This is a genomic window from Tahibacter caeni (assembly GCF_024609805.1).
Classification (GTDB): domain Bacteria; phylum Pseudomonadota; class Gammaproteobacteria; order Xanthomonadales; family Rhodanobacteraceae; genus Tahibacter; species Tahibacter caeni.
Map to the genome: position 1 here is coordinate 24,453 of NZ_JANFVR010000004.1, position 26,489 is coordinate 50,941.

Annotated in this window: 24 protein-coding genes; 10 read left to right on the forward strand and 14 right to left on the reverse strand. The window is 69.9% G+C overall.

The window, feature by feature from the left end:
- Positions 1 to 100 precede the first annotated feature (100 nt).
- The 4 genes from NON22_RS00915 (at position 101) to NON22_RS00930 (ending at position 3,085) form a co-directional block, all read left to right on the forward strand.
- Complete coding sequence (locus NON22_RS00915) at positions 101 to 355, forward strand: DUF2188 domain-containing protein (protein WP_257385008.1); 255 nt, start codon at positions 101 to 103, stop codon at positions 353 to 355.
- Positions 356 to 421: 66 nt separating this feature from the next.
- Positions 422 to 958 (forward strand): hypothetical protein, encoded by a 537-nt coding sequence (locus NON22_RS00920; protein WP_257385009.1) that lies wholly within the window; start codon positions 422 to 424, stop codon positions 956 to 958.
- A gap of 53 nt (positions 959 to 1,011) precedes the next feature.
- Positions 1,012 to 1,887 carry a hypothetical protein gene (locus NON22_RS00925; RefSeq protein WP_257385010.1) on the forward strand — a complete coding sequence of 292 codons (876 nt, stop codon included), beginning with the start codon at positions 1,012 to 1,014 and terminating at the stop codon, positions 1,885 to 1,887.
- 808 nt (positions 1,888 to 2,695) lie between these two features.
- Positions 2,696 to 3,085: a hypothetical protein gene (locus tag NON22_RS00930; RefSeq protein WP_257385011.1), complete on the forward strand. Its 390-nt coding sequence runs from the start codon at positions 2,696 to 2,698 to the stop codon at positions 3,083 to 3,085.
- A 192-nt stretch (positions 3,086 to 3,277) separates the two neighbouring features.
- On the opposite strand, the gene NON22_RS00935 is transcribed toward NON22_RS00930, so the two are convergent.
- The gene (locus NON22_RS00935) at positions 3,278 to 4,198 is read right to left on the reverse strand and encodes a DUF72 domain-containing protein (protein ID WP_257385012.1); all 921 of its coding nucleotides are present in this window, start codon (positions 4,196 to 4,198) and stop codon (positions 3,278 to 3,280) included.
- A 121-nt stretch (positions 4,199 to 4,319) separates the two neighbouring features.
- On the opposite strand from NON22_RS00935, the gene NON22_RS00940 reads away from it, so the two are divergent.
- A complete protein-coding gene (locus tag NON22_RS00940; protein ID WP_257385013.1) occupies positions 4,320 to 5,048 on the forward strand; it encodes a lysophospholipid acyltransferase family protein in 729 nt (242 codons plus the stop codon).
- 99 nt (positions 5,049 to 5,147) lie between these two features.
- Here NON22_RS00940 and rpoD read toward each other — a convergent pair whose 3' ends face one another.
- Positions 5,148 to 7,016, reverse strand: coding sequence for an RNA polymerase sigma factor RpoD (gene rpoD, locus NON22_RS00945; RefSeq protein WP_257385014.1), 1,869 nt, complete (start codon positions 7,014 to 7,016; stop codon positions 5,148 to 5,150).
- A 103-nt stretch (positions 7,017 to 7,119) separates the two neighbouring features.
- A complete protein-coding gene (dtd, locus tag NON22_RS00950) occupies positions 7,120 to 7,560 on the reverse strand; it encodes a D-aminoacyl-tRNA deacylase (protein WP_257385015.1) in 441 nt (146 codons plus the stop codon).
- An 83-nt stretch (positions 7,561 to 7,643) separates the two neighbouring features.
- Between dtd and NON22_RS00955 the strand changes: the two genes are divergently transcribed.
- From NON22_RS00955 to NON22_RS00965, 3 genes are all read left to right on the forward strand, one after another.
- A complete protein-coding gene (locus tag NON22_RS00955; RefSeq protein ID WP_257385016.1) occupies positions 7,644 to 8,543 on the forward strand; it encodes an LpxL/LpxP family acyltransferase in 900 nt (299 codons plus the stop codon).
- Between the two features lie 254 nt (positions 8,544 to 8,797).
- The gene (locus NON22_RS00960; protein WP_257385017.1) at positions 8,798 to 9,259 is read left to right on the forward strand and encodes a hypothetical protein; all 462 of its coding nucleotides are present in this window, start codon (positions 8,798 to 8,800) and stop codon (positions 9,257 to 9,259) included.
- Positions 9,260 to 9,306: 47 nt separating this feature from the next.
- Positions 9,307 to 10,125 carry a hypothetical protein gene (locus NON22_RS00965; RefSeq protein ID WP_257385018.1) on the forward strand — a complete coding sequence of 273 codons (819 nt, stop codon included), beginning with the start codon at positions 9,307 to 9,309 and terminating at the stop codon, positions 10,123 to 10,125.
- A 156-nt stretch (positions 10,126 to 10,281) separates the two neighbouring features.
- On the opposite strand, the gene NON22_RS00970 is transcribed toward NON22_RS00965, so the two are convergent.
- Genes NON22_RS00970 through NON22_RS00985 form a run of 4 tightly spaced genes read right to left on the reverse strand, consistent with a single transcriptional unit; the run spans position 10,282 to position 15,482 of the window.
- Positions 10,282 to 10,929 (reverse strand): LuxR C-terminal-related transcriptional regulator, encoded by a 648-nt coding sequence (locus NON22_RS00970; RefSeq protein WP_257385019.1) that lies wholly within the window; start codon positions 10,927 to 10,929, stop codon positions 10,282 to 10,284.
- 5 nt (positions 10,930 to 10,934) lie between these two features.
- The gene (locus tag NON22_RS00975) at positions 10,935 to 11,645 is read right to left on the reverse strand and encodes a sensor histidine kinase (protein WP_257385020.1); all 711 of its coding nucleotides are present in this window, start codon (positions 11,643 to 11,645) and stop codon (positions 10,935 to 10,937) included.
- Positions 11,642 to 14,071 carry a protein kinase domain-containing protein gene (locus tag NON22_RS00980; protein WP_257385021.1) on the reverse strand — a complete coding sequence of 810 codons (2,430 nt, stop codon included), beginning with the start codon at positions 14,069 to 14,071 and terminating at the stop codon, positions 11,642 to 11,644. Before NON22_RS00980 ends, NON22_RS00975 begins: the two co-directional genes overlap by 4 nt.
- 28 nt (positions 14,072 to 14,099) lie before the next feature.
- Positions 14,100 to 15,482 (reverse strand): sigma-54-dependent transcriptional regulator, encoded by a 1,383-nt coding sequence (locus NON22_RS00985; protein WP_257385022.1) that lies wholly within the window; start codon positions 15,480 to 15,482, stop codon positions 14,100 to 14,102.
- Positions 15,483 to 15,761: 279 nt separating this feature from the next.
- Between NON22_RS00985 and NON22_RS00990 the strand changes: the two genes are divergently transcribed.
- The gene (locus NON22_RS00990; RefSeq protein ID WP_257385023.1) at positions 15,762 to 17,150 is read left to right on the forward strand and encodes a hypothetical protein; all 1,389 of its coding nucleotides are present in this window, start codon (positions 15,762 to 15,764) and stop codon (positions 17,148 to 17,150) included.
- A gap of 60 nt (positions 17,151 to 17,210) precedes the next feature.
- On the opposite strand, the gene NON22_RS00995 is transcribed toward NON22_RS00990, so the two are convergent.
- The gene (locus NON22_RS00995; RefSeq protein WP_257385024.1) at positions 17,211 to 18,908 is read right to left on the reverse strand and encodes an ArnT family glycosyltransferase; all 1,698 of its coding nucleotides are present in this window, start codon (positions 18,906 to 18,908) and stop codon (positions 17,211 to 17,213) included.
- A gap of 104 nt (positions 18,909 to 19,012) precedes the next feature.
- Here NON22_RS00995 and NON22_RS01000 point away from each other — a divergent pair, with 104 nt between their 5' ends.
- On the forward strand, positions 19,013 to 19,792 hold the full coding sequence (locus NON22_RS01000; protein WP_257385025.1) for a glycosyltransferase family 2 protein: 780 nt from the start codon (positions 19,013 to 19,015) through the stop codon (positions 19,790 to 19,792).
- Between the two features lie 33 nt (positions 19,793 to 19,825).
- Here the strand turns inward: NON22_RS01000 and NON22_RS01005 are convergent, their stop codons facing one another.
- The 6 genes from NON22_RS01005 to NON22_RS01030 form a co-directional block, all read right to left on the reverse strand.
- Positions 19,826 to 20,305 carry a hypothetical protein gene (locus tag NON22_RS01005; protein ID WP_257385026.1) on the reverse strand — a complete coding sequence of 160 codons (480 nt, stop codon included), beginning with the start codon at positions 20,303 to 20,305 and terminating at the stop codon, positions 19,826 to 19,828.
- Between the two features lie 89 nt (positions 20,306 to 20,394).
- The gene (locus NON22_RS01010) at positions 20,395 to 22,110 is read right to left on the reverse strand and encodes an ArnT family glycosyltransferase (RefSeq protein ID WP_257385027.1); all 1,716 of its coding nucleotides are present in this window, start codon (positions 22,108 to 22,110) and stop codon (positions 20,395 to 20,397) included.
- 111 nt (positions 22,111 to 22,221) lie between these two features.
- The gene (locus tag NON22_RS01015; RefSeq protein ID WP_257385028.1) at positions 22,222 to 24,390 is read right to left on the reverse strand and encodes a sensor histidine kinase; all 2,169 of its coding nucleotides are present in this window, start codon (positions 24,388 to 24,390) and stop codon (positions 22,222 to 22,224) included.
- On the reverse strand, positions 24,366 to 24,956 hold the full coding sequence (locus tag NON22_RS01020; RefSeq protein ID WP_257385029.1) for a DUF4390 domain-containing protein: 591 nt from the start codon (positions 24,954 to 24,956) through the stop codon (positions 24,366 to 24,368). The genes NON22_RS01015 and NON22_RS01020 overlap by 25 nt, the downstream gene beginning before the upstream one ends.
- The gene (rsmB, locus tag NON22_RS01025) at positions 24,931 to 26,232 is read right to left on the reverse strand and encodes a 16S rRNA (cytosine(967)-C(5))-methyltransferase RsmB (RefSeq protein ID WP_257385030.1); all 1,302 of its coding nucleotides are present in this window, start codon (positions 26,230 to 26,232) and stop codon (positions 24,931 to 24,933) included. The genes NON22_RS01020 and rsmB overlap by 26 nt, the downstream gene beginning before the upstream one ends.
- On the reverse strand, positions 26,229 to 26,402 hold the full coding sequence (locus NON22_RS01030; RefSeq protein WP_257385031.1) for a hypothetical protein: 174 nt from the start codon (positions 26,400 to 26,402) through the stop codon (positions 26,229 to 26,231). The genes rsmB and NON22_RS01030 overlap by 4 nt, the downstream gene beginning before the upstream one ends.
- Positions 26,403 to 26,489 lie beyond the last annotated feature (87 nt).

Sequence of the window (26,489 nt, forward strand, 5' to 3'; positions counted from 1 at the left end):
CCGCCGGCGCGACTGCAGCGCGGCCGGTACCACCGCTGGCGTGAGAGGCGACGCTCTCACGCGACACAAGGCAACCACACTTCTGCGACGGGAGAGCGGCATGGCAACACGGACTAGGCTGGAGGTAACGTGGTCGAGAGAGCATTCTGACTGGGTGCTCACGCAGGGTACTGGCATTGAACGGGTTGGTCTTTCGCGACACGAGACCAAGCAGGACGCCGTGGATGCAGGGGCGGCGCGCGGCAGAGCGATCATGCGGAACGGCGGGCGCGCTCAGTTGGTCGTGCATCTGAAGGATGGGACATTCGACTTCGAGCGCACCTATCCGGACGAAACACCCCAACGCAAGGGCTGACTCTGGATGCGTCTGCCTGCCGCGCTCCGGTCGCTCAGGCTGGTGAGATAGCGAGGTTGACAGATTGTGACCGAGGTGCTGCCGTTCGTGCTGTTGGGCGTGGTGATCGCCGTTGCGGCCGGGTTGGTCACTTGGCTGACGATGTTGTCCTTTCGAGCACCTCAAAATGCGGCCGCGCAAGCTGTTGCTGCGCGGCCGCCGGATAGGCTCGTCTACAAGGACGGAGAGTCAGCATTCAGGTACGCATGTGCGTACATGGATTGCACTGTGAGCGCAGGTGCAACACTCCCCGCGATCGTCGTAGACGCAAGGGTCTACGGTATGCCTCATCCGACGAAGCGGCTGGATTCCGGGAACCAACTCGTCATGCTCCGCATTCCATCAGGAAGCGGGGGCTTTGTCGTTCCAGCAGAGACTGCGGGGACAGCCGGGCCAACGTTGAAGCCCGGCGATCTCGTCGCGTGGCGGGTGATGGGCCACTCGGCCGAGATTGCTGCAGTCGGAGAAGAGAACTTCGGATGGATCGGCTTAGTGGTTGGCACGCTGCGGCCGGAATACGAGCTAGGGTCTGGATGGGTTGGCGGTATTCGATTCTTGCCATGACCAACGCGAGCGCAGACCTAAGAAGCCAGCAACTGCAATACTGGAGAGACAGCATGCGCCGAACCATCAACCAGTTGTCCCAAGATTTCGATGCCGCAATTGATTGGCTCGAACGACAGCGCGTTGCGCCGGGACATCGCTTTGAACGTTATCGGGAGATTCTCGACGTCGCACTCGCAACGCCTCCAGGTACAGATATCCCGATCGAGACGATCGAGTACTACGGTGCAATTTGCGAAATAGATCAGCTTTGCGATATTGCCGCTCTTCCGGACGCAGTGGTCGACTCGGCACAGGCGCGCCGAAAGCTGCGCACGATGGTGGATGGAGAGCCGTTCTACTTCGCTAACCAAGGACCGCAAGACCCGGGCCGAGACGCCGGTTTCGAGCTATCGACAGCGGCACGGTTTGCCACCGCGGGATTTGCCGTTCGCCTTGAGCATCCCGCAGACGTCAGCGTCAGAGACCTTGCTGGAACCGAGCTGCAGATTGAGTGCAAGCGCCCTCGGGGGCCCAGAAACCTCGAACCGAACTTGGTCAGCGCCTATCGACAACTCGTTCGGACGAAAGCCGTGTTGCCCGAAAGTATCCCTATTGTCGCCATCGACTTGACGCTGATCGTCAACGCCGAGTTCCGGCCCATCGTCTACCCGTCCGAAAAGGTGGCTGGCGACCGATTCGACGCGGCGCTGTATCGCTTCGAGGTCGACCACGGCGAAGCATTTGCGAACGCCGATTACCATGGCGATGGAGAAGGACGGATTGCCGCGCGCTTGTACAGCTTCTCCGGAATGTTCCACATTGGCGACGATCCGCCTGCCGTCGGCACGCTCGTGAGGCTCGGTATGACTGAGGCTCAGCAGCGGACAGAGACGGGAGCTAGGGTCGCAGGGCTGTTCCGTCGACTGCATGGATTCGATCAGCCCTAGATGAAATGTGTATACAAATTCCGCGTGTAATTCTCGTGCAATCTTGGCGGAAAAATCCGCCAGTTTCGGGCAGCTCCATGCAACAGATTGAACCACAGATTCGCGTCTAAGTTCGCGAATCTGCTAGGTAATGCAACGGAATGCATGCACCCGAATAGACCAGATGGCGGATTATGAGTCCTCTGCTCTAACCGTTGAGCTATAGGCCCTGGAGCGGCGCGCCGGTGCAAGTGCTCCGTGCTCGACGCGGCGGCGATGCAGCACCGCGGCGGAGCGTCGTGCGAGCAGGCTCGGGCGGACGGGCTCTGCCGGGAGTGGGATTGTAGCGGACTGGCCGCGGGCTGGGCACCGGGGCCGGAATCGGCGGACTGACCGCCGGATATGCCACCGGTGGCACGCAGTCACGTTGCAGCGCGCCCGCCTGTCGCACAGGGTTCATGGTCGCGGAACGATCGTCATCGGCGCAACGACGAAGCAGCGGCGCATCCCTACCCTCCTCATGCGACGCGGGCAACAGACCCGGCGCTGCCCGCGCAGCGGTGGAACTGGCGATAAACCACACGAGACACGCGTGCATCCAACGACGCGACCGACAGTGGCGGGCTTAGCGCCGTCGCGGTCACCGCTGCATTTGCCGCGTGCCGCCGCGCAGGTTTCACGCCTGTGAAAACAGCGTGGAGAAACTATCGAACCTAAACATTTCTTCATGCTCGTGCATCGGTGCTCCGGACTATCGTCACATGCGGTGTGACGCAAATTGCGGCCACCATGGGCAATGCATGCAGTCAGGACAAACGGGGAGCAGCGAGTGCAGCGATGGCACGGACGCATCGGTGACGCGACGGCCGGCGACGGAGCGGTGCTTCGCTATCGCGTGCACCTGCGCGGCACGCCGCTGGACGAGCTCGATGCCGCCGCCGTGCACGCGCGACTCGGCGCGCCGGCGTGGGCGCTCGAGCGCGTGACGTCGATCGTCGTCTACGGCCTGTGGCCCGGCGACGGCCAGCTCTGGGCACCGGATCCGCGTGCGCGCGTGTACGCGCTCGACGCGCCGCCGGTCACGTTCGACGGTTCGCCGCCGCACTGCGCCCTCGGCGTCGAGACGACATTGGCGCGCGACGCACTCGCGCAGCGTCTGCATCAGGCCTTCGCGCGCGACCGCCTCGTCAAGATCGAGGTCGACGACGAGTTGCCTTGAGGTCGAGTTACAGGTGGCGCCGGTCGAAGCGTCCGTACGGAGTCGCGCGGCCTTTGCCGGCGCCGGTCGAATAGGCGCGTCCGCAACGGCGCGCAACGATGGCGCCGCGGCCGCGCGGAGCTCGTCGATGCGATCGACTTCCGTTCGGACTTGGATTCCCGTGCCCGAGCCCGCCCCGCGTTCTGCACGAGCTCAGTCGCCCGACAGTGCACGACCCGGTTCGGCGCCGGTCGCGCTGCCGAGGCGCTCGGCGAGCGCATAGGCGTCGAACGGCGCACGCACTTTGACGTCGTTGTCGAAGAAGCAGTAGATGTCGCGCGGCCGCTTCGCCGCCGCCGTGCGCGTGATGCGGCGAGCACCCTTCGGCTGCGAGCCGAGGCGCCAGGCGCGGATGCGCCGCGCCCAGGCGTCGAGCGCGGCAGCGTCGTAGCCGCTGACGTAGAGCTCGCGGTCGCCATGCAGGCGCAGGTAGACGAAGTCGGCGGTGGTTTCCTCGATCAGCGGCCAGCGGCCGGCCGTGTCGGCGACGACCAGCGCGACGTTGTGCGCACGAAGCTGCTCGACGAATTCGGCCTCGCAGAAACTCGGGTGGCGGATCTCGACCGCATGGCGCAGCGGCGCGTCGTCGAGGCGCGGCAACGCGGTGCGGCCGCGCATCCGTCCGGTATCGCGGCGACGTCCGAGCGCGAGCGCCTGCCGCGCGGTCCGCGGCAGAAGCGCGAGGAAATCGGCGAAGCGCTGCGGGTCATAGCGCAGGCTCGGCGGGAATTGCCAGAGTATCGGTCCGAGCCGCTCGCGCAGCGCGAGCACGCCGGAAGCAAAGAAATTGGCCAGCGGCGTTTCGATGTCGCGCAGCCGCAGCACATGCGTGACGTAGCGCGGCGCCTTGACGGTGAAGACGAAGTCGTCCGGCGTCTGCTGCCGCCAGTCGCGAAAGCTCTGCGGCCGCTGCAGGCTGTAGAACGTGCCGTTGATCTCGATCGCGGAGAACGTGCGCGAGGCGTATTCCAGTTCGCGCCGCTGGGCCAGGCCGCGCGGATAGAATACGCCGCGCCAGGGCGCATAGCGCCAGCCCGAGATGCCGATGTAGGTGCGGCCGCTGCGTGGCTTCATGGGGATGGCGTTGCATGTGCCGTGCCGGCTACGACGGCACGGGCCGCGGCGGAGCGGTTTCAGGTGCCGCGGCCGGACGGCCGCAGGCCAGCCGAGGTCGGCAAACCAGGGGGAAGGACGGATGGCTTTTTCACGCTGGGGCTGGGCGGCGTTCAACGCGCTGCAGCTCGTGTTCACGCTGCTGTGGACGGCGGGCTGGATCACGCTCGCGCTGCTGGTGCTGCTGGTCACGCGCCGCCGGCGCCTGCCGTTGCGCATGGCCGCGCGCTGCTGGGCGCCGGGACTGCTGCGCGGCTCGGGTGCGCGGCTGGTCGTGCGCGGGCTCGAGCGCGTGGACTGGAGCCGCCCGCACGTGCTCGTCGCGAACCACCAGTCCATGATCGACATCTGCGCGCTGTTTCATGCCGTGCCGGTGCCGCTGCAGTTCCTGCTCAAGCAGGAGCTGTCCAAGGTGCCGTTCGTCGGCGCCTATGCACGCGCGATGGGCATGATCTTCGTCGAGCGCGGCAGCGCGCGCGAGGCGACGCGGCGCATGCAAGAGGCGGCGGCGCTCGTGAAGGCCGGCGCCACGCTCTGCGTGTTCCCCGAAGGCACGCGCAGCCGCGACGGCGAGGTGCTGCCGTTCAAGAGCGGCGCGTTCCAGGTCGCGCTCGATGCGGGCGCCGATGTGGTGCCCGTCGCGATCGAAGGCTCGGGCAAGGTGCTGAGCCTGTCCGGATTGTTCCGCGTGCGTCCCGGCACGATCACCGTGAGCTTCGGCACGCCGCTGCGCGGCGTGGACATCGACCGCCAGACGCTCGCGCAGCAGGCGCGCGACAGCGTGATTGCGATGAAACGCGAAGCGGCCTGAGACGGGGCGGAACCGGTACGCCGCGCTTCGCTCTTACGATTCCCCATTCCCGGTTCCCGACAGAAAAAAGCCCGCTTGCGCGGGCTTTTTTCGTCAGCGTCACTCGAGATCGAGGAACGATCGCAGTTGCTCCGACCGGCTCGGATGGCGCAGCTTGCGCAGCGCCTTGGCTTCGATCTGACGGATGCGCTCGCGCGTGACGTCGAACTGCTTGCCGACCTCTTCCAGGGTGTGGTCGGTGTTCATGTCGATGCCGAAGCGCATGCGCAGCACCTTGGCCTCGCGCGGGGTCAGGCCCGCGAGCACGTCGCGGACGGTCTCGGACAAGCCCGTGCTCGTCGCCGATTCGACCGGCGAGTCGACGTTGGTGTCCTCGATGAAGTCGCCGAGGTGCGAGTCCTCGTCGTCGCCGATCGGCGTCTCCATGGAGATCGGTTCTTTCGCGATCTTCATGACCTTGCGGATCTTGTCTTCCGGCATCTCCATCTTCTTGGCCAGCTCCTCCGGCGTCGGCTCGCGACCCATTTCCTGGAGCATCTGACGGCTGATGCGGTTGAGCTTGTTGATCGTCTCGATCATGTGCACCGGAATGCGGATCGTGCGCGCCTGATCGGCGATCGAGCGCGTGATCGCCTGGCGGATCCACCAGGTCGCATAGGTCGAGAACTTGTAGCCGCGGCGGTATTCGAACTTGTCCACGGCCTTCATGAGGCCGATGTTGCCTTCCTGGATCAGGTCGAGGAACTGCAGGCCGCGGTTCGTATACTTCTTCGCGATCGAGATGACGAGACGCAGGTTGGCCTCGACCATTTCCTTCTTCGCGCGGCGGGCCTTGGCCTCGCCGATCGACATCGCGCGGTTGATTTCCTTGATGTCCGGCAGCGACAGGAACAGGCCCTTCTCGGTCGAGACGAGCTTTTCCTGTTCCGCGACGATCTCGTCCTTGTGCGCGCGTATGCCCGAGGACCACTTCTGCTTCTTGCGGATCAGCTCCTCGGTCCAGTCGAGATCGATCTCGTGGCCCGGGAACGCGCGCAGGAAGTCCTTGCGCGGCATCTTCGCGGACTTCACGCAGAGGTCCATGATGATGCGTTCGTGGTTGCGGATGTTGCCGACGACGTCGCGCAGCTTCTTGACGAAGCTGTCGATCATGACGGCCGGCAGCTTGAGCTTCAAGAAGCTCTCGGCCATCTGTTCGCGCAGCTTCTGCGCCTTCTTGTCGATGAGGCCGTACTTCTCGGCGGTCTTCTGGAACTTGGCGTAGAACTGGCGCAGCTCGTCGAGGCGACGGGCGACCTCGACCGGATCGGGACCGGTCTCGCCGGGGCCGGCTTCCTCGCCGCCCTCGCCCGATTCGTCCTCGTCGTCCTTGCCGGCCGGGGCGGCGCCGCCTTCGTCGGACTCGAGCATTTCCTCGCTGATCGCCGGCTGCGGCTCTTCCACGTCGGCGAAGCCGGCGATGACTTCGGACAGGCGGCGCTTGCCTTCGAGATGCTGGTCGTATTCCTCGATCAGCAGCTGGATCGACCACGGGAAGCTGGCCAGCGCGGTCTGCACCGCGTTGAGGCCTTCCTCGATGCGCTTGGCGATCGCGATTTCGCCTTCGCGGGTCAGCAGCTCGACCGTGCCCATCTCGCGCATGTACATGCGCACCGGATCGGTCGTGCGGCCGACCTCGGCGTCGACCGCGGCCAGGATGGCGACGGCCTCTTCGGTGGCGGTTTCGTCGTCGGCGACGGCGGACGGCGCGTCCTGCGGCAGCATTTCGCCTTCGGGCGCCGTCTCGTGCACCTCGATGCCCATGCCGTTGATCATGCCGATGATGTCTTCGATCTGTTCCGGATCGACGATATCGTCAGGCAGGTGGTCGTTGACTTCGGCGTAGGTCAGGTAGCCCTGCTCGCGCCCCTTCACGATGAGGAGCTTCAGGTCGGACTGCTGGTCCTGGGTGGTGTTCTCGATGGCCATGGGGGCTCGGCTGGGGGCAAGACTTGAGATTATAGGCAGCCTGTCAAGGGCGCCCCGGGCGGGGAACCTGGCCAGGCATAGCGAGTTCTGGCGGGTCGGGCCGTCAACGGACCTCGAGGCGGAACGTGACTGGACCGTCGTTCACCAGATGGACCTGCATATGGGCGCCGAAACGCCCGGTTTCCACTCCCGGATGGGCGCCGCGCGCCAGTTCGACCAGGCGGTTGAACCAGCGTTCGGCTTCGGCCGGGGCCGCGGCCGTCGTGAAGCTCGGCCGCATTCCCGAATCCGTGTCGGCCGCCAGGGTGAACTGCGACACCAGCAGCAGACCGCCGCCGGTATCGGCGAGCGAGCGGTTCATGCGTCCGGCGTCGTCGCCGAACACGCGGTAGCCGAGCAGGCGCTGCAGCATCCGCGCGGTCTGCGCCTCGCCGTCGCCGGGCTGCACCGCGACGAGCGCGAGCAGCCCCGGACCGATCGCGCCGACCGTCGCGCCGTCCACGTCCACGCGCGCGGTGCTGACCCGCTGGATCAGGGCGATCATCGGCTTCCTCGGGTTTCGGGGGGACGCGATGGTGCGCAAGCATGGCCAGCGGGTCAATCCGGCCGTTACCATCCGCGGTTCGCATGCGCCTGCCTCTCGCCATCCTGTATTTCCTGCTCCGCCTGGTCGGACGCCTGCCGCTGCGCGCGCTGCACGGGCTGGGCGCGCTGCTCGGCAGCCTGTTCTGGTGGTCGGGCAGCCAGCTGCGCCATCACACCGAAGTGAATCTCCGGTTGATACATACGCAATACGGAGAAAAGGAACGTCAGCAGACCGCCAAGCGAACGCTGCGCGAAACCGGCAAGTCGTTCACCGAGATCGCGAAGATCTGGGGCGGCGGTCCGGAGCGGGCGCTGGCGCTGGTCCGCGAGGTCGACGGCGAGGCGCTGTTCGCGGCCGCGCTGGCCTCCGGACGCGGCCTGATCGTCGCCGCGCCGCACCTGGGCTGCTGGGAGCTGCTGAATTTCTGGCTCTGCAGCCGCACCGCGCTCGCGATCGTCTACCGCCCGCCGCGCCATGCGGCGCTGGAACCGCTGCTGCTCAAGGCCCGCGGCGCACTCAACCCGGAACAGATCCGCGCCGAAGGCGCCGGCGTGCGCGCGCTGTACAAGCGCCTGCAGGTCGGCGGAGTCGTCGGCATCCTGCCGGACCAGCAGCCCAAGCAGGGCGAAGGCGAGTTCGCGCCGTTCTTCGGCGTGCCGGCGCTGACCATGGTGCTGGTGTCGCGGCTGGCCCAGCGCACGGGTGCGACCGTGCTGTTCGCGTTCGCCGAACGCCTGCCCGGGGGCCGCGGCTTCCGCGTGCGCTTCCGCGCGGCGCCACCGGACATCGCCTCCGAAGACCTGCCGCGCGCCGTCGCGGCACTGAACCAGGGCGTCGAGGACTGCGTGCGCCTGGCCTTCGAGCAGTATCAGTGGCATTACAAGCGCTTCCAGTACCGGCCGGATCCGGATGAACCGAATCCTTATTGGAAGCCGAGGTAAACGTCCGCGCCATCGCTTCTGTGCCGTGCTGCTCGTCTCCACAACCCCGCCAAACGCGTTCGCGTTTGGCCGCCCCCTTTACTAAAGGGGGCTCAACAGCCGCAGCAGAGTCGCATAGCCATGACCGGCTGACGACGGTGATCGGCATCGCCCGCCCTACCCCCTGAACGCGGGGTACGGAACCACGTCACAGATTTCTACCATTCCTCCACACCGCGGCCCGCAGACGGCGCCGTGCGTACCGGGGGAATCCGATGGTTCTGCAACCTGCACTGCCGCTGCGGCGACGGGCGCGCTTCGCATCGCGCCGGTTCTGGCGCAGCCTCGCCGTCGCGCTCGCGCTGGTCGCGCTGATCCTGGCCGCTTACGCGCTGCTGCGAACCGGACAAAGCACGACCAACGAAGCGACCGTCGGCGCGGCCACGCGCTTCGACTATGTCGCGGTCTTTCCGCCGGGCACGACGGCGGCCGCTGTGGAGGCCTGGCGCCAGCGCGTGCTGCGCGTGCACGAGAGCGGCTGTTTCCGCGGCAATCCCTGCATCGCGCGCAGCCTGCGCGGCGCCGAGCTCGGCCCGGCGCGCCAGTTCGCGATCGGCTTCGATTTCATGCGCGAGGCGCCGCCGAACGAACACGCCGCCGTGCTCGCGGCGGCCCAGCAAAGCCTGCCCGGCGTACGCCTGGCTGCCGGCAGCAGCCTGCGGCAGGCCGTCGAATGAATTCCCTCCGCGCCGCCCCGGCGGCCCTACCGCAACCTGGAGTCCTCATGCGCCACCGTATCCGCCTGATCGCCGCCGTCTCCCTGCTGGCCTGCGCCGGCGCCAGCCACGCCATCTTCGTCAACGGCGGTTTCGAGCAGAACAGCCTCGCCGGCTGGACCGTCGGCGGCGGCAGCAACCCCGGCCTCGCCGGCACGCCGCCGTTCACCGGCGCAAGCGTGCAGATCACGCCGGGCGCGGCCGGTCCGGCCAGCGTCGTCGGCGCCGGCGCCGATCCGCGCGCGCCGGGCATCACCCTGCCGCGCGTCGGCCAGTACACGGCCAAGATCAACGACGAGGCCACGGGCGCGCGCCTGACCACCTTGCGCCAGGTCGACACCGTGACCGCGGCCGACGTGGATCCGGCCGACAGCCTGCCGCACCTGCGCTTCTCGTTCGCGCCGGTGCTCGACGACCCGGCGCATGCGCCGAACGAACAGCCGTACTTCTACGTCGTCGTGCGCAACGTCGCCGACAACAGCGTGCTGTTCGAGCAGTTCGCCTATTCGGGCCAGCCCGGCGTGACCTTCCAGCAGGGTACGGGCACCTGGAAGTACCTGCCGTTCCAGAACGTGGACGCGGTACTGCCGGCCTCGGCCGTCGGCCAGCAGATCGAACTGACAGTGATCGGCGCCGACTGCTCGCTGAGCGGACACGCGGGCTATGTCTACGTCGACGGCTTCGGCTCGGCCCAGGTCGGCGGCGGCACCGGCGGCGGCGTGCCGGTCGCGCAGGTCCCGGTGCCGGCGCTCGATCGTCTGGGCATGCTGCTGATGGCCGCGCTGCTAGCCGCGACCGGCCTGCTGGCCTGGCGCCGCGGCAGCTGACGATTGGCCGGTAGAACCGGATAGCGACAACAGTCTCGCGACCGGATGCCTGAAGCACAGACATCCGGTCGTGCATGGCAGGAACGGCAGGCGTGATACAGCATCGCCGGTGCGCCCGATGCCGCGCCGGCAGATGCAGTCCGCCGACCGGGACGCTCAGCGGGTCCCGACGAGCCCGCGCCGCGTCGCCTCGAGCGCGGCCTCGGCGCGCGAGTTCACGCTGAGCTTGCGATAGATGGCCTTCAGATAACCGGCCACGGTATGCCGCGACAGGTCGAGCATGCCGGCGACCTCGGCCACCGTGAGTCCCTTGGCGACGAGCCGCAGCACGTCGGTCTCGCGCGCGGTCAGCGCTTCGTCGGCCGCGACGGCCGGCTCCGGCTCCGGCTTGAAATGGCGCAGCAGGCGCCGCGCGATCGACGGCGACAGCGGCGGCTGGCCTGCGGCGATGCCGCGCAGCATGTCGGCCAGCGCTTCGGGGGTCTGATCCTTGAGCACGTAGCCGTCGGCGCCGGCGCGCAGCGCCGGAAACAGGTGCGCGTCGTCGTCGAACACGGTCGCGACGATGCACAGCACGGGATCCGGCTGCGCGCGCAGCGCCTCAATCAGACGCAGACCGCTGCCGTCGGGCAGTCCCAGGTCGATCAGCGCGAGCGGCGGCGGCGGCGCGATCTGCGCGAACGCTTCGGCCAGGGTCGCGGCCTGCTGCACGACGATGCCCGGAAACGCGAGCGCCAGCGCGCGCGTCAGCCAGTCGCGGCTGCCGGCGAGGTCGTCCACGACCAGGGCGCTGTGCGGATCCATGCGGGCTATCCTGCCGCGACCGGCAGCGGAAACGCCAGCACCACCTTCGTGCCGCCGGCCGTGCCCGCCGTCCAGCGGATGTCGCCGGCGAGCTCGTGCGCGCGCTGGCGCATGCCGCGCGTGCCGCTGCCGTCGGCGATCGCGAGGTGGCCGTCGTCGGTCAGCTCCAGCAGCAGGTCGCCGCCGCGGCAGGCCACGCGCACGCGCAGCGAGGCGGCCTGCGCATGGCGGATCGTGTTGCTGATCGCTTCGCGCACGATGCGGTGCAGGTGCAGCGACTGCTCGCTGCGCAGCGGCGGGTCCGGCAGGCCGTCGGCCTCGTCCCAGCGCAGTTCGATCTGCGCCGCGGCCAGGCGCTGGCGCGCCTCGCTGCGGATGTCGGCGAGCACGTCGAGCAGGGTGCCCGGCGTGCCGCGCGAACGGCTGACCGTATCGCGCAGATCCTGCAGCACGGCGCGGGCCTGGTCGGCCTGCTGCGGCGTCGTCGCGGCATGGATCAGGCTCAGCAGCTTCGCGCCGAGATCGTCGTGCAGGTCGTGGTAGATGCGCTCGCGCTCCTGCGCGGCGGCCTGCTCGCCGATCTCGCGTTCGCGCTCGCGCCGCTCGCGGTCCAGTGCGGCCAGCGTCTGCGCGTGCGCTCGCCGTTCGCGCCGCCAGCTCGCGGCGAGGAGCAGCAGCACGACGCCGAACACGGCGAGCGACAGCGCGGTCGTCACGGCGAGCCCGCCGCGATCAGTGCCGCGGCGCCGTCGGCATCGCCGAAATGGCGCAGCACCGTGGCCAGGCGCGTGGCCGCCGTGCGCGTGCGCTCATGACCGCCGCCGAACTTCGCGGCCAGGTCGCGATGCGCACCCTCGAGCACGCGGCGCGCCTCGTCCCAGCGGCCGAGCTGGACCAGGCACTCGCCGCGATTGCTCGCGAACACGGCGAAATACGGATGGCCGGCGGGCAGGTTCGCGCGCATCCAGGCATCCAGCGCGTCGAACTCGACCAGCGCGTCGCCCGCGCGCTTCTGCTTGAGCAGCAGCATCGCGAGATTGTTGCGCGGCCCGATGGCCTCGGCATTGGCCGGGCCGCCGTCGCGGCTCTGCGCGGCGACGACGCGGCGCAGCTCGGCCTCGGCTTCGGCCAGGCGGCCCTGGTCCTCGAGCGCATACGCCAGCACGTTGCGCGCGAGCAGGTTGTTCGGCGTGGTGTCCTCGCCGCGCAGGCGACGCGCTTCGAGCACGTCGCGGATCAGTGCGACGCCCTGCTCGGATTCGCCGCGGCGCACGAGGAACGAGGCCAGCGCCTGGCGCGCATTCAGCGTTTCCGGATGCGCCGCGCCGAGCACGCGCGTGCGCACGGCGATGACTTCGCGGAATTCGGCGCCGGCCGCCGCGTCGTCGTTCTTGAGCTCGTACAGCGCACCGAGCAGGCCGCGCACCTTCAAGGTCTGCGGATGTTCGGGGCCGATCGTGGCCAGGTGCACGGCCAGGGTTGCGCGCGCGAGCTCGATCGCCTCGTCGTAGCGGCCGGCCAGGCGCAGGCCCGAGCCGAGGTTCTGGCTCACGGCGAGCGACAGCGCATGGCTGTCGCCGAGCTCGCGCCGCGCGTCGCGCAGCAGCGGCCGCAGCAGCGCCTCGGCCGGCTCGGACTTGCCCTGGGCGAGCAGCCCCTCGGCCTGGGCGAGGCGCGCATCGATGCGGATCGCCGCTTCGGCGGCCGGCGCCGTGCGTTGCAGCAGCGGCAACAGCAGCGCGTCGGCCGCGGCGTATTTCTGCTGCACGTACAGCGCCCGCGCCTGGCCGACCTGCAGCGCGTCGCGCAGCGGCTGCGGCGCGCCGGCATCGAGCGAGGCGAGCGCCTGTGCGAACAGCGCCTCGGCACGCGCGGCTTCGCCGAGCTTGAGCAGGGTCGTCGCGAGGGTCAGGTTCACGCGTGCAGCGGCCAGCGGCGCGAGGCCGGCCTGGCCCAGCTCGGCCTGGGCCGCGTCGAGCACGCTGCGCACGGTCAGGTCGCCGCCCTGGCTGCGGTCGGGATCGGCCGAGACCAGCATGCGTTCGAGGAAGCTCGTGACCGCGCCGGCCTCGGTCGCGCGGACTTCGGCCTCGCGCCGTGCGGCGGCCTCGGACCAGGCCAGACGCAGCGACACCACGCTCGCGGCGATCAGCGCGAACACGGCCAGCGCCGCGGCGGCGCTGGCCAGGCGGTGCCGGCGCACGAAGCGCGCGGCCAGATAACCGAGCGTCGGCGGACGCGCGTCGACGGGCCGATGCTCGCGCACGCGCTGCAGGTCGGCGGCGAACTCGGCCGCCGAGCTGTAGCGCCGCTCGGGCTCCTGCGCGAGCGCCTTCATGACCACGGTCTCGAGATCGCCGCGCGCGGCCGGCGCGAGGCGACCCAGCGCCTGGGGCCGCTGATGACGCACTATGTCGATCGCCTCGAACAGGGTCGAGGTCGACAGCTGCGGATGCGGCAGGCGGCCGGCGATCAGCTCGTAGGCGATGCAGCCCAGGGCATAGACGTCGCTGCGCGCGTCGACCTGGGCGCTGTTGCCCGATAGCTGCTCGGGACTCATGTACGGCACGGTGCCGAGCACCTGCCCGAGCTGCGTCACCTCGCGCGACAGGCCGTCGGCGAGCCGCGCGATGCCGAAGTCGAGCACCTTGGGCTGGCCGGCCGCGTCGACGAGGATGTTGCCGGGCTTGAGATCGCGATGAATGACGCCGCGGCCGTGGGCGTAATGGACGGCGCGACAGATCTCGATCAGCAACTGCAGCCGCGCGTCCAGCGGCAGCGCCTGCTGCTGCGCATGCGCGATCAGGTCGCGGCCGCGCACGTATTCCAGGGCGAGCCACGGCGGCGCCGCGCCTTCGCCGGCCGCGTCGCTGGCCGCATAGAGCCGCGCGATGCCCGGATGTTCGAGCTGGGCCAGCAGTTCCACTTCGCGGCGGAAGCGGGTCAGGGCCGAGCGCCCGAGCGCGTGCATGACCTTCAGCGCGACCTCGCGCGGCGGCTGGCTCTCCTGCGCGCGGTAGACCCGGCCCATGGCGCCTTCGCCGAGCAGGCCGAGTATGCGGTAAGGACCGATCTGCGCCGGCAGCGGCTCGTCCGCCGCGGCGACGGCATCGGCCATCGTTTCCTGTTCGTCTTCGCGCACGCTTTCCCCCTGCCCCCGCAGCGACGCGCTAATCCTCGCGCGAACCGGCCTTCACATCGACCCCCAGGTCGCGCAGCTTGCGATACAGGTGCGTGCGCTCCATGCCGACGAGCTTGGCGAGCTTGCCGACGCTGCCGCCGGTTTCCTGCAGCTGGCGCAGCAGGTAGACGCGCTCGAACTGCTCGCGCGCCTCGCGCAGGGACAGGCCGTAGTCGATGTCGAAACCGTCGCTGCGCGCGGTCCGCGGCGGCGGCGCGCTGCCGCTGAGCGCCTGCTCGACTTCGGCCAGCTCGACCTCGGGCGCGGCGCCGAGGATCAGCAGCCGCTGCACGAGATTGCGCAGCTCGCGCAGGTTGCCCGGCCAGGTGTAGTTGCGCAGCCGGTTCTGCACGGCGACCGGAAACATCCGGTACGGCAGCTTGTCGCGGTTGGAGAAGAAATCGGCGTAGTACTGCAGCAGCTCGGGCACGTCCTCGATGCGCTCGCGCAGCGCCGGCACGGCCAGCGGCACGACCTTGAGCTGGTAGTACAGCTCTTCGCGGAAGCGTCCCGCGGCGACCAGGTTATCGAGGTCCTGCGCGGTCGCGGCGATCACGCGCAGATCCAGCACGACGGGCTCGCGGCCGCCGCAGCGTATCAGCGCGCGGCGTTCGAGGGTCGAGGACAGGCGCAGCTGCAGTTCCGGATCGAGCTCGGCGACTTCGTCGAGGTACAGCGTGCCGCCGTTGGCCTGTTCGAGCAGGCCCAGCTGCACCGTGCCGCCGTCCTCGGCGCCGAACAGGGTCTGCGCCGCGTGGTCGCGCGCGATCGAACCCGGCGCGACCGTGACGAACGGACCGCTGCGCCGCGCGCTCTTCTCGTGCAGCCAGCGCGCCAGCGATTCCTTGCCGCTGCCGGCCTCGCCGCTGAGCAGCAGCCAGGTGTCGTGGCCGGCGATGCGCTCGAGCTGGCCGCGCAGGGCCTGCATCGCGCGCGAGGAACCGACCGGTTCGAGCGGCACCGGGATCTGACGCTTGAGACCCTCGTTCTCGCGCTTGAGCCGGCTGGCTTCGAGCGCGCGCTCCACGGTCAGCAGCAGCTTGGCCAGCGACAGCGGCTTCTCGACGAAGTCATAGGCGCCCAGGCGCGTCGCCTCGACGGCCGTCTCGACCGTGCCGTGTCCCGAAATCATGATGACAGGACAGCCGAGTCCGCCACGTTCGGACCATTCGCGCAGCAGGCTGATGCCGTCGGTGTCGGGCATCCAGATGTCGAGCAGGATCGCGTCGGGACGGATCTGCCGGCGCAGCTCGCGCGCGGCCGCGGCGTTTTCGGCGACGCTGACCTGATAGCCCTCGTCCTGCAGGATTTCCTGCACGAGGCTGCGGATATCGGGTTCGTCGTCGACGACGAGGATGTGACCGGAAGCCATGCTCGCCCCTGTGGCAAAAAAACGACGGTGCAGCATAACGCCTTCGCCCCGGCGGCGGCCATGCCGGCACGGCCGCGTCCGCCGGCGGCTCTTGCGGCTGTGCAGCATTGACGCGGTCGATCGCAGCCATCGCATCGGTTGATTGGTATACAAGCGCGCACCGGTCCATGCTCGCCGGGCCGCTGCGGTACCGCCCGCGCATGCCTCGATTCGCGCGCGTCGCGGGCCGCCGAAGTGGCATCAGGGGACATCGCCTCAGTCCAAAACCCGGGAGGCTCCATGAACAGGTCCACGCAATTCCCCGCGATAGCCAGCCTGACCCTGCTCTGTGCCCTGGGCTCCGCCCACGCGGCCGAGCCGGCCAGACCCACGAGCTACACGAACGTCATCGAGGAGGACTTCGGCGCCGTGATGGCGCGCATGAAAGGCCAGAAGGCGCAGATCGAACAGCGCCAGTCCGCTCTGCTGCAGGAGCGCTACGACTTGAGCAACCGACCCGCGAGCGGCGCGACGATGTCGCGCGGCAAGCCGCTGCAGGAAGGCGTGCGCGTGAAGCTGCGCAGCGGCCAGAGCTGGGATGCGCTCGCGGCGATGACGCCCGAGGAAATCAAGGCCAGGGATCTCTGGCCGGCCGGCTTCTATCCGCTGCCGCACCCGAACCACGCCGAGGGCGGCATGCTGTTTCCGAAATTCCAGATCGACGAGGTCAACAAGCAGGCGCGCCGCGACCTCACGCGCTTCGACCTGGATTTCGACCTGCCGGATCACCTGCTGCCGGAATTTCCCGCGCCGATCTACCTGACCACGCGGCCGGACCTCGGCGACGTGTCCAAGGGCAAGCTCGTCACGTCGGACAACTACTACGAGCTGTTCAACGGCGTGCTCAATCCCAAGCAGCTCGAAGGACTGCGCCTGCTCGTCGTGCCGTTCCCGCAACAACAGTTCAATCTGACCGCGGACCGGCGCTCGGAACGTCCGAGCCTCGGCGTTGCCTGCTTCGACTGCCACGCGAACGGCCACACCAACGCGGCGACGCATCTGGTCGGCGACATACGGCCGCAGGAACATCGCCACCGCATCGACACGCCGAGCCTGCGCGGCGTCAACGTCCAGCGCCTGTTCGGTTCGCAGCGCGCGCTCAAGACGGTCGAGGACTTCACCGAGTTCGAGCAGCGCGCCGCCTATTTCGACGGCGACCCGGTCATCGCGACGAAGAAAGGCGTGAACATCCTCGAACGCGGCAGCCAGGTGCATTTCATGGCCGAGTTCGAAGCGCTGCTGGACTTCCCGCCGGCGCCGAAGCTGGGCTGGGACGGCCGGCTCGATCCGAAGAAGGCCGGCGAAGCCGAGCTGCGCGGCCAGGAGGTGTTCTTCGGCAAAGGCAGATGTTCCACTTGTCACACGCCGCCGTACTACACCGACAACCTCATGCACAACCTGCAGGTCGAGCGCTTCTTCAAGGAGAAGACCATCAACGGCCGCCTGGCCAGCGCCGACGGACCGATCAAGACCTTCCCGCTGCGCGGCATCAAGGACTCGCCGCCGTACCTGCACGACGACCGCCTGCTGACGCTCGACGACACGGTCGAATTCTTCAACCTCGTGCTCGAGACCAGGCTCAGCGCCGACGAGAAGAAGGACCTCGTCGCGTTCCTGCGGCAACTGTGAGCGGGCAGCCGTGAACGTGCAGGCCGGGGCGAGCGCAGCGAGCCCCGGCCTGCGCCGCGATCAGTCGCCGTCGTCGTCGCGCTCCACCGGCGTGCCGTAGCGCCAGTAGTCCGGCGGATACAGCGCCGTGCGCTGGGCCGGTTCGGCCGGCGTCTGGCCGGCTTCGACCGCGGCCAGGGCCTTCGCGGACCAGACCTCCAGCCAGCGCGAGCGGAACGGCTGGATCAGCAGCGCATAGCGCAGCGCGCGCGGATCGAGCCTGGACGGATAGCGCACGATGACGCCGTCCGGATGCGCCCGGGCCCACTCGCCGATCTGGCCGACGCGAATCTCGTCGATGCTGCCGCGCAGCCGCGCGCGGAAATGGAACTGGCCTTCGTACTGGCCGACGTTCGCGATGGCCCGCGTCTCGGACTGGGCACGGGCCAGCAGCGCCGCGGCCGGGTCCAGGTCGAAATTGTGGAACAGCGCGTGCGCGAACAAGGCATGCGCGAGCGCGACACCGAACAGCGACGTGCCGGCGATCCGGTGCAGTTCTCCCTCGCCTTCGCCGGGCAGCAGGAGCAACAGGCCCAGCGCCGCGAAGCCGACCGCGAACCACGCGCTGAGCCGCGAGGCGTCGTGCAGCCAGTGCGAATGCAGATGGCCGGTCGCCAGCCAGGCTGGCAGCAGCGCGAGCAGCAGCGCGAAGACGAAGACCGCGAGCGCGAGCGGCCAGGCGCTCCAGCGCCGGCCGCCGCTGGCGCCGCGAGCCTGCTGCCGCGCCAACGCGCAGGCCAGCGCCATCGCCGCGCCGGGCAGCAACGGCAGCAGGTAATAGACCTGCTTGCCCGACACGAGGCAGAACACGCCGAAGGTCGGCAGCAGCCAGGCGATCAGGAAGCGTTCGCTGTCGCCGAGCGGCCGCGCGAACGTGGACACGGCGCGCCAGAGCCGCGGCCAGCCTATCCACGGAAACAGCAGCACCGCGAGCATCGGCAGATACCACCAGAGCGGCCGCGCGTGGTCGAAGCTGTCGACGACGCGGCCGGCGGTCTGCAGGAAGAACAGCTCGTTGCGGTACGCCTCGCCGCCGGCGAACCCGGCCGGCAGCGCCCAGGCCAGCAGGATCGCGATGCCGCCGGCGAAGGCCAGCGCGCCGCGCAGATACCAGCCGCGCCGGTCGGCGCGCGCATGCTCGCTCCACCAGGGGCCGAGCAGGAACGGGAAGATCACGTGCAGCAGCATGACCGGTCCCTTGGTCATGAGACCGGCGCCGAGCGCGACGGCGAACCAGCCCCAGCGCGGCCGGCCGCAGAGCGCGCAGAGGGTCAGCGCGACGGTCAGCGCGAGCAGCACCTCGTACATGATCTGCAGGCCGAACAGGAACGGATAGGCCAGCGCGACCAGGAACCACGGCGCGAGGCGCGCGGCCGCCGGCCGCAGCGGGAACACGCGCCGTGCCAGCGCCGCGGCGGCAGCCAGCCAGCCCGCGCCGATCAGCACCTGCAGCAGCCGCGGCCAGACATCGTTGACGCCGCCGACGGCCCAGCCCGCGTGGATCAGCCAGAACAGCAGCGGCACCTTGTGACTGTACGGATGGCCGTTGATGTGCGGCACGAGGAACTGGTTCTGGTCCCACATCTCCCAGGCGACGGCCAGGGTGCGCGTCGAATACAGCGGCATGGGCCCGTGCTGGAAGATCGCGAACAGCGCGACGGCGAACCAGAGCAGCAGCCAGCTCGGCGGGACCAGGCGGAAACGGGACGATGGCGGCATAGGCGTGCGCAGACGGGAACCGGCGCGCAGTGTAGTGCCTGGGATACGCACAATGTGCGGCCGGCGCGATTTGTGCCGCCGTGCGCGGCTGCTACGCTCTGCCCATGTCCGCCCCTGCCCGCCCCGGCCTTTCGGCCTGCATCATCACGTTCAACGAAGCCGACCGCATAGCCGATTGCCTGGCCTCGCTCGCGTTCTGCGACGAGATCGTCGTGGTCGATTCCGGGTCCACCGACGGCACTGCCGAACGCGCCGCGTCACTCGGCGCGCGCGTGCTGACACGGCCGTTCGACGGCTACCGCCGGCAGAAGGACTTCGCCGTGCAGCAGGCGCGCCATGACTGGGTGCTCTGCCTGGACGCCGACGAGCGCGTGACGCCGGATTTGCGGGCGGCGATCGAAGCGGCCCGCGAGGCCGGCTTCGGCGCCGCCGCGGGCTACCGCTTCGCGCGGGCGACCGAGTATTTCGGCGCGTTCCTGCGCCACGGCAACGCCTATCCGGACCGCGTGCTGCGCCTGTTCGACCGGCGCCGCGGCGGCTGGCGCGGCGAGCGCGAGATCCACGAGCACGTCAGCGTCGACGGACCGGTACGACGCCTGGCCGGCGACCTCGAACACCGCGCCTACCGCTCGCTGGCCGACCAGCTGCGCCGGCTCGAACGCTATGCGCAGCTCATGGCCGAGCACGACCACGCGCGCGGCCGCCGCGCGCGTCTGTCCAACCTGATCGTCAATCCGTTCTGGCGTTTCGTGCGCGGCTACCTGTTGCGCGCGGGCTTCCGCGACGGTTGGCGCGGGCTGATCTACGCCTGGGTCGAAGCCAACTACGTGCGGCAGAAATTCATCAAGCTCTGGCTGCTCGGCCACGGCCAGCGCATCGTCTGACCGCGCGCGTCACGGCCCGGCGCCGCCGCGGCTTCAGGCGCGGCGCAGGATCTGTTCGACGCGGGCCGCCATGCTCGCGGCGAATTCCTCGCCCTTGGCCTTGGCCAGCACGCGGCGGTATTCGGGCAGCAGCTCGGTCAGCTCGGCCTTGGTGTAGCAGCGCTCCAGCTTCAGCGTGAACAGGAACGCGCGCAGGCCGAGGGTCGCGACCGCGGTCTCGTTGATGAAGGCGCGCGCCAGCTGCAGCGGCGGCAGCTCCGGATCGGCAGCGGCAGCCGCAGCGCCCGCGGCGGGCGCGCGCGCGTCCGCGGTGATCAGGCCCAGCGCGCCGAGCTCTTCGAGAATGCCGGGCACGTCGCCGAGCGCTGCGAACTGGCGCTTGAGCTCGGCGACCGTGTGCTCGCCATGCACGGCGATCAGCAGCGAGCGCGAACGCGCATGCAGTTTCTGGCGGCGGTCGACGAGCTCGCGCTGCCCTTGCAGCGTCTTGCGTGGAACGGCGGTATCGAGCATGAACGGGCTCCCTGAGCGTACGGCCGAGCATAGTCGTCCGCAGGGCCGAGGTGAACACCGGTCATGACCGATGCGCCTAAGCGGCAACGCTATTCCGCGTTCGCGTCGGCGTCCTCGGATTCGACCTGGACGGCCGGATCGCAGCCCGCGCGGAACGCGTCGGCGCGCAGCAGATACCACTCGCGCCGGTTCGCGTGGCCGACGTAGCGGGCCTTGTCCGCGTCGACGCAGGGGCCGAAGGCCGCGCGCAGCACGAACAGCCAGCGCTGCTGCGGCGCCTGCGCCTGCCAGCGCTGCGCCTCGGCGAGCTGCAGATGCCAGGGTTTGACGAAGCCGAAGTCCTTGGCCGGACGGTCCGCATGCAGCAGGTTCTGCTCTTTCCAGGCGACCAGTCCGAGCTCGGCGTCCTTGCCGATGATCTCGCCGGCGCGGCGCATGACCGCGACGGCCGAGGTCGAGTCGTTGAGCACCGGGTAGGCCCAGAGGCTCCAGCCCAGCCAGAGCGCGGCCAGGGTCGCGGCCAGGGCGAGCAGACTGCGGCGCGCGCGCAAGGTCGCCGCCGCGACGAGACCGACCGCGCCGACGCCGGTCACGAACAGCCAGAGCTGGCGGCCGCCGGCCTCGAGTCCGCGCTGTTCGACGAGCCGGTTGGCCGCGGCCAGATGGCCGCTCCAGGCCAGCCCGCCGACGATCAGGAACGCCGCACCGAGTACCGCGACGAAGCCGAGCACGAGGCGGCGGAACGCCGGCCGCTGCGCGATCGCCTCGAGCTGCGCGCCGACCAGCAGCGCGAGCAGCGGCAGCGCCGGCATGATGTAGACGTCGCGCTTTCCTTTAGGAAAAGTGAAAAACAGAACAATTAGCACGATCCAGCCCAGCGGCAGCAGCACGCGCGCGTCGCGCGCGCGCAGGGCGTCGCGCCAGCGCGGCACGGCCCAGGGCAGCGCGAGCACGAGCGGCAGCCAGGCGAACGCGATGACGCCGAGGTAGTACCACGGCGGCTGATGATGGTCCCAGGACTCGGTGTAACGGCCGGCCGTCTGGTGGAACAGGATGTCGTTCATGTAAGCGCGGTATTCCGGCGCCGACTCCGACGCGACCGCGTACAGCATGGGGCCGAGCCACAGCGCCGTGGCCGCGACGAACGCGACGACGCCGAGCAGCCAGTGTCCGATCCGGCGCTCGGGCCGCGCGACGCCGGGCCAGTCGCGCAGGTGCGCGAACAGGTACGGCACGAACATCAGCAGCGCGAGCACGCCGACACCCTTCGTTATGACGCCCAGCCCGGCCGCGAAGCAGCCGAGCCAGTAGGCGCGCCAGTCCGGGCCGAGCAGGAAATGACGCAGCAGGCCGTAGTTGGCCAGGGTCAGGAAGAAGCAGACCGTCGGATCGATCTGCGCGCGCTTGGTCTGGTAGACGAACTGGAAAGTACACAACAGCGCCGCCGCGGCGTAGACGCCTACGCGGTGGTTCCACAGGCGCCGGCCGAGATCGTAGACCAGGCCGAGCATGCCGAGACCCGCGAGCAGCGACGGCAGCAGGAACGCGACGCGCCAGTTGCCGGACAGCGTGTAGAAGAACGCCTGCGCGGCCATGAACAGCGGCGGCTTGTCCGAATACAGCTCGCTGCCGCGGTGCGGGATCAGCCAGTTGCCGGATTCGATCATCTGCTTGGCAACGAGAGCGAAGCGCGGCTCGTCGGCCGGCCACGGATCGCGGAAGCCCAGGCCCGCGCCGAGGACGACCAGCGCGATCGCGAAAAACAGCCACAACTGCTGGCGCTCGGTCAGCGGAGACGAGGACATGTCATGCAGGCACGCGCAACGGGGGCGCGCAGTATAGCGGCCCGGCCCCGGCGGCTTCTCAGGCGCTTCCGGGGCGCTTCCGGCGAAGCTCGCGGCGCCGGCGGCGCGGGCCTAGTCCAGCGGCAGGCGCAGGCGGAAGCTCGCGCCGCCTTCGGGGCGGCTGTCGGCGCGGATGCTGCCGCCGTGTTCCTCGACGATCTTCTTGACGACGGCCAGCCCCAGGCCCGTGCCGCGCGACTTGCTGCTCGTGTAGGGCTCGTACCAGCGTTCGCCGAAGCCGTCGGGCAGGCCCGGCCCGTTGTCGGCGATGACCAGCTCGGCCCATTGCCGTCCGCCGTCCTCGATGCGCGCAGTCGCCACTTCGATGCGCGGCTTGTTCTGGTCGCCGATCGCCTCGAGCGCGTTCTTGAGCAGGTTGTGCAGCAGCTGGCGCAGGCGGCCCGTGTCGGCGCGCACGAGCAGTTCCTCGTCGGCGAAGCGCCGGCTGATCTGCAGGCGCTGGTCGTTTTCGTAGAGGTCCAGCACTTCGCCGATCAGCGCATGCAGCGCGAGCGGCCGCGGCGACAGCTGCGGCGGACGCGCATAGTCGCCGAACGCGTTGACGAGCGCCTTCAGCGCCTCGACCTGGTTGACGATGGTGCGCGTCGCGCGATCGAGCAGTTCGGTGTCGTCGGCGGCGAGCCGGCCGATGAAGCGGCGGCGCAGGCGCTCGGCCGCTAGCTGGATCGGCGTCAGCGGATTCTTGACCTCGTGCGCGAGGCGGCGCGCGACCTCGGCCCAGGCCGCGTCGCGCTGGGCGCGGTTCAGCAGGGTCAGGTCGTCGAACACGGCGACATAGCCCGCATGCTCGGGGCCGCCGCCGACGAGCTCGGTGCCGTGCAGCAGCAGCACGCGGCGCTCGCCTTCGGCGGCGCCGTCGATGACGACTTCCTCGCGCCATTCGCGCGCGTTCTCGCGCAGGTGGCGCAGCAGCGGATCGATCAGCGGCGCGAGCGCCGGATTCGCATGGCGCACGCTCGACAGCGGCTGGCCGAGCTGGCGCGACAGGCTCACGCCGAGAATCGCGTCGGCCGCGCGGTTGGCCGTGCGCAGCACGCCGTCGCGGTCGACGCCGAGCACGCCGGCCGACAGGTGTTCGAGCACCGCGCGCAGGTAGGCGCGCTGCGCTTCGGATTCCTCGGTGCTGCGCTGCGCTCGCGCGCCGGCGCGTTCGAGCTCGCGCTGCATCTGGTTGAACGAATTCAGCAGGAAGCCGAGCTCGTCGCGGCTGGCTACCGGCAGCGGCGTGTCGTAGCGGCCCGCGCTGACCGCGCGCGTGGCCGCGGCGAGCCGGCCGATCGGCGCGACCAGGCGGCGCGCGACGCCGAACGCGGTCAGCAGCGCGAACAGCACCGACAGCAGCAGCACGAAGGTCAGCACGAGGCTGAAGGTCAGTTTCAGCGAGCCGCGCAGGAACTTGAGCCGGCGGAAGTCGAAGCTCGCGGCCTCGACGCGCTGGGTCAGCGGACGCAGCTTCGGCGGCAGCGGGAACAGGGTCTGCAGCAGCCGCGGCGAACCGCTGGCCACGTTGCTGCGCACGAGCACACGCAGCATGAGCTGCTCGCCGACCGGCTCGGCCGCGGCATAGCTGCCGCCGCCGGACAGGCGCATCAATGTGGCCGCATCCGGATAGACCGGCGTCAGGAAGCGCGGGTCTGAACTCGCCGTCGCGATCACGGTCGCGTTGTCGCCGAACACGGTCAGCTGGGTCGCGCCGAGATCGTCGATGACCTCGTCGAGCGCGTCCTGCATGTCGGCGTCCTCGCGCGTCTCCAGCGACGCGGCCAGCCGGTTGCTCGCTTCCTGGCTGATGCGCAGGCGCTCGTCGACGTAGAGCCGGCCGATCTCGAGCGCGTCGTCGAGGGACTGCTCCAGGCGCACGTTGAACCAGGCGTCGATCGTCGCGTTGAGGAAGTTCAGCGCGAAACCGTAGACCACGACGACCGGCGGCACGGCGAGCAGCACGAGCATCAGCAGCAGGCGCCGGGTCAGGCGCGCGCCGGGCACCTCGCGCCGCGCGTCGGCGACCAGGCGCAGCAGGCGCAGCGCGATCACGACGATGAGCACGAGCAGCGCCGCGCTCGCGAAGATCACCATCCACGGATGCAGGCGGCCGAACCGGTTGCTGCCGCTCGCGGCATCGCCGGCGAGCAGCAGCGCGCAGCCCAGCAGCGCCAGCACGGCGAGGGCCGGCAGCAGGCGCCGCGTGATCCAGGTCAGGCTGCCGGAGTGCCAGGCCATGTGCGTTCCACCTCGGCCTGGCGCCAGGCCGGATCGACCAGCGCCGGCAGGCGCAGCGCGCCTGGCAGCGCGGTACTGTCGAGCACGATGCGCAGGCGCTGCCGTTCGGGCGCCACGGCGCGCAGGGTCGTGCCGCTGAGCGGCAGCTCCATGCGGCTCAGCGCCGCGAGCGCGGCCGCGCGCACGCCGAAGCTGCGCACGGTGGCGCGGTCCAGGTCGCGCAGCTGGTAGTTGCGCGACAGCGGGAAATAGCGCAGTTCCAGCCGGTGCAGCTCGCGCTGCTGCACCTGCCAGCCGAGCAGCCCTCGGCGCTCGCGCGTCAGATCCAGTTCCAGGGTCAGCGGAATGCCGTGGTCCAGCGCATCGAGCATCGCGCCGCTCGGCCGCCAGTCGCATTCGACGACGAGCACGCTGACCCCGCCGCGCTGGTCGATGCGCGCCTGGTCGAGACTCAGGCTCGACTCGGCCGGTGCGCAGGCCTGCAGCGCCAGCGCGAGCAGCGGCACGAGCAGCAGGTGCCGCAGCCGGCGGCCGCGGCGCTCAGGCGACCTTGTCGACGACCGCATAAAAGAAGCCGTCCATGCCGTCGACGCCGGGCAGGTTCTGCCGCCCGGGACCGGCGGCGCGGCCGAAACGCGGCGGCACGCCATCGCGTGCCCGGGCGTCGGCGGTGCGCGAGAGAAAGGCGGCGACCTGGTCGGCGTTCTCGCGCGGCAGGATGGAACAGGTCGCATAGACCAGGCGCCCGCCCGGCCGCAGCAGCGGCCAGAGGCGGTCGAGCAGTTGCGCCTGTTCGGCCGCGGCGCGCTCGATGTCGCCGGCGCGGCGGTGCAGGCGGATGTCGGGCTGGCGCCGGATCACGCCGGTCGCGCTGCACGGCGCGTCTAACAGGATGCGGTCGAACGCGCGGCCGTCCCACCAGCCGGCCGGGTCGGCCGCGTCGCCGGCCGTGATGGTCGCGCCGAGGCCCAGGCGGGCGAAGTTCTCGCGCATCGGCGCGAGCCGCTGCGCGTCGCGGTCGAGCGCGAGCAGATCCAGCGCATGCCGCTCGAGGCAGTGCGCGCTCTTGCCGCCCGGAGCGGCGCAGGCGTCGAGCACGCGCAGGCCGTCGCGCAGATCGAGCAGGTCCGGCGCGAGCTGGGCCGCGCCGTCCTGCACCGAGAATTCGCCCTGCGCGTAACCCGACAGCCGCGTCACGTCGGTGCTGTCCTCGAGCACGACCGCGTCGGGCAGCCAGGCATGCGCGGCGGCGGCATGGCCCGCGTCGAGCAGGCGCGCGACGAGCGCATCCGGCGTGGTGCGGCGGCGATTGGCGCGCAGCACCAAAGCGGCCGGTGCGTTGTTCGCGGCCAGGATCGCGTCGACGTCGTCGGGCCAGTCGCGCGCAAGCTGCTGCACGAGCCAGGGCGGATGCGCCGTGGCCAGCGCACGGTCGGCCGCGGCGGCCGCATCGAGCGTCGCGCGTTCGCGCAGGAAGCGGCGCAGCACGGCATTGACGAGTCCGGCGAGCTGCGGCCGCTTCAATGTCCGTACGGCCTCGACCGTGCCGGCGACCGCAGCATATTCGGGCAGGCCGAGCACGGCGAGCTGGACCAGCCCAACGACGAGCAGCGCATGCACCACGGGTTCGCGCCCACGCAGCGGCTTCTGCAGCAGCCGGCCGAGCAAGGCGTCGTAGCGCAGCCACCAGCGTGCGCCCTCGTGCAGCAGTGCCGAGACCAGCGCGCGGTCGCGCGCGTCGGCAAGTCGCGGCGCGACGTCGGCAAACGCGCTGCGCAGCGAGACGCCGCCGCGCACGACCTGGTCGAGAGCCTGCGCCGCAAGCGCGCGCGCGTCGTTCATGCGGCCGGCCGGCGCAGTTCGGGCCGCGCGTTGAGGTAGTCGAGTACGGCGAGGCGCCGGCCGCCGGCGCGCTGTACCTCGATCAGGCGCAGCACGCCGTCGCCAGTGGCGATGTCCAGGCCCTCGCGCGTCGCGCCGAGCAGGATCAGGCTCGTCGCCGGCGCGCTCATGGATCGTCGCTGCGTCGCTCCGCGGCCACGCCTCGCCAGAGCTCGGCCAGCACCGTGTCGAGGTCCTCGACCGGCTGCCGCGCACAG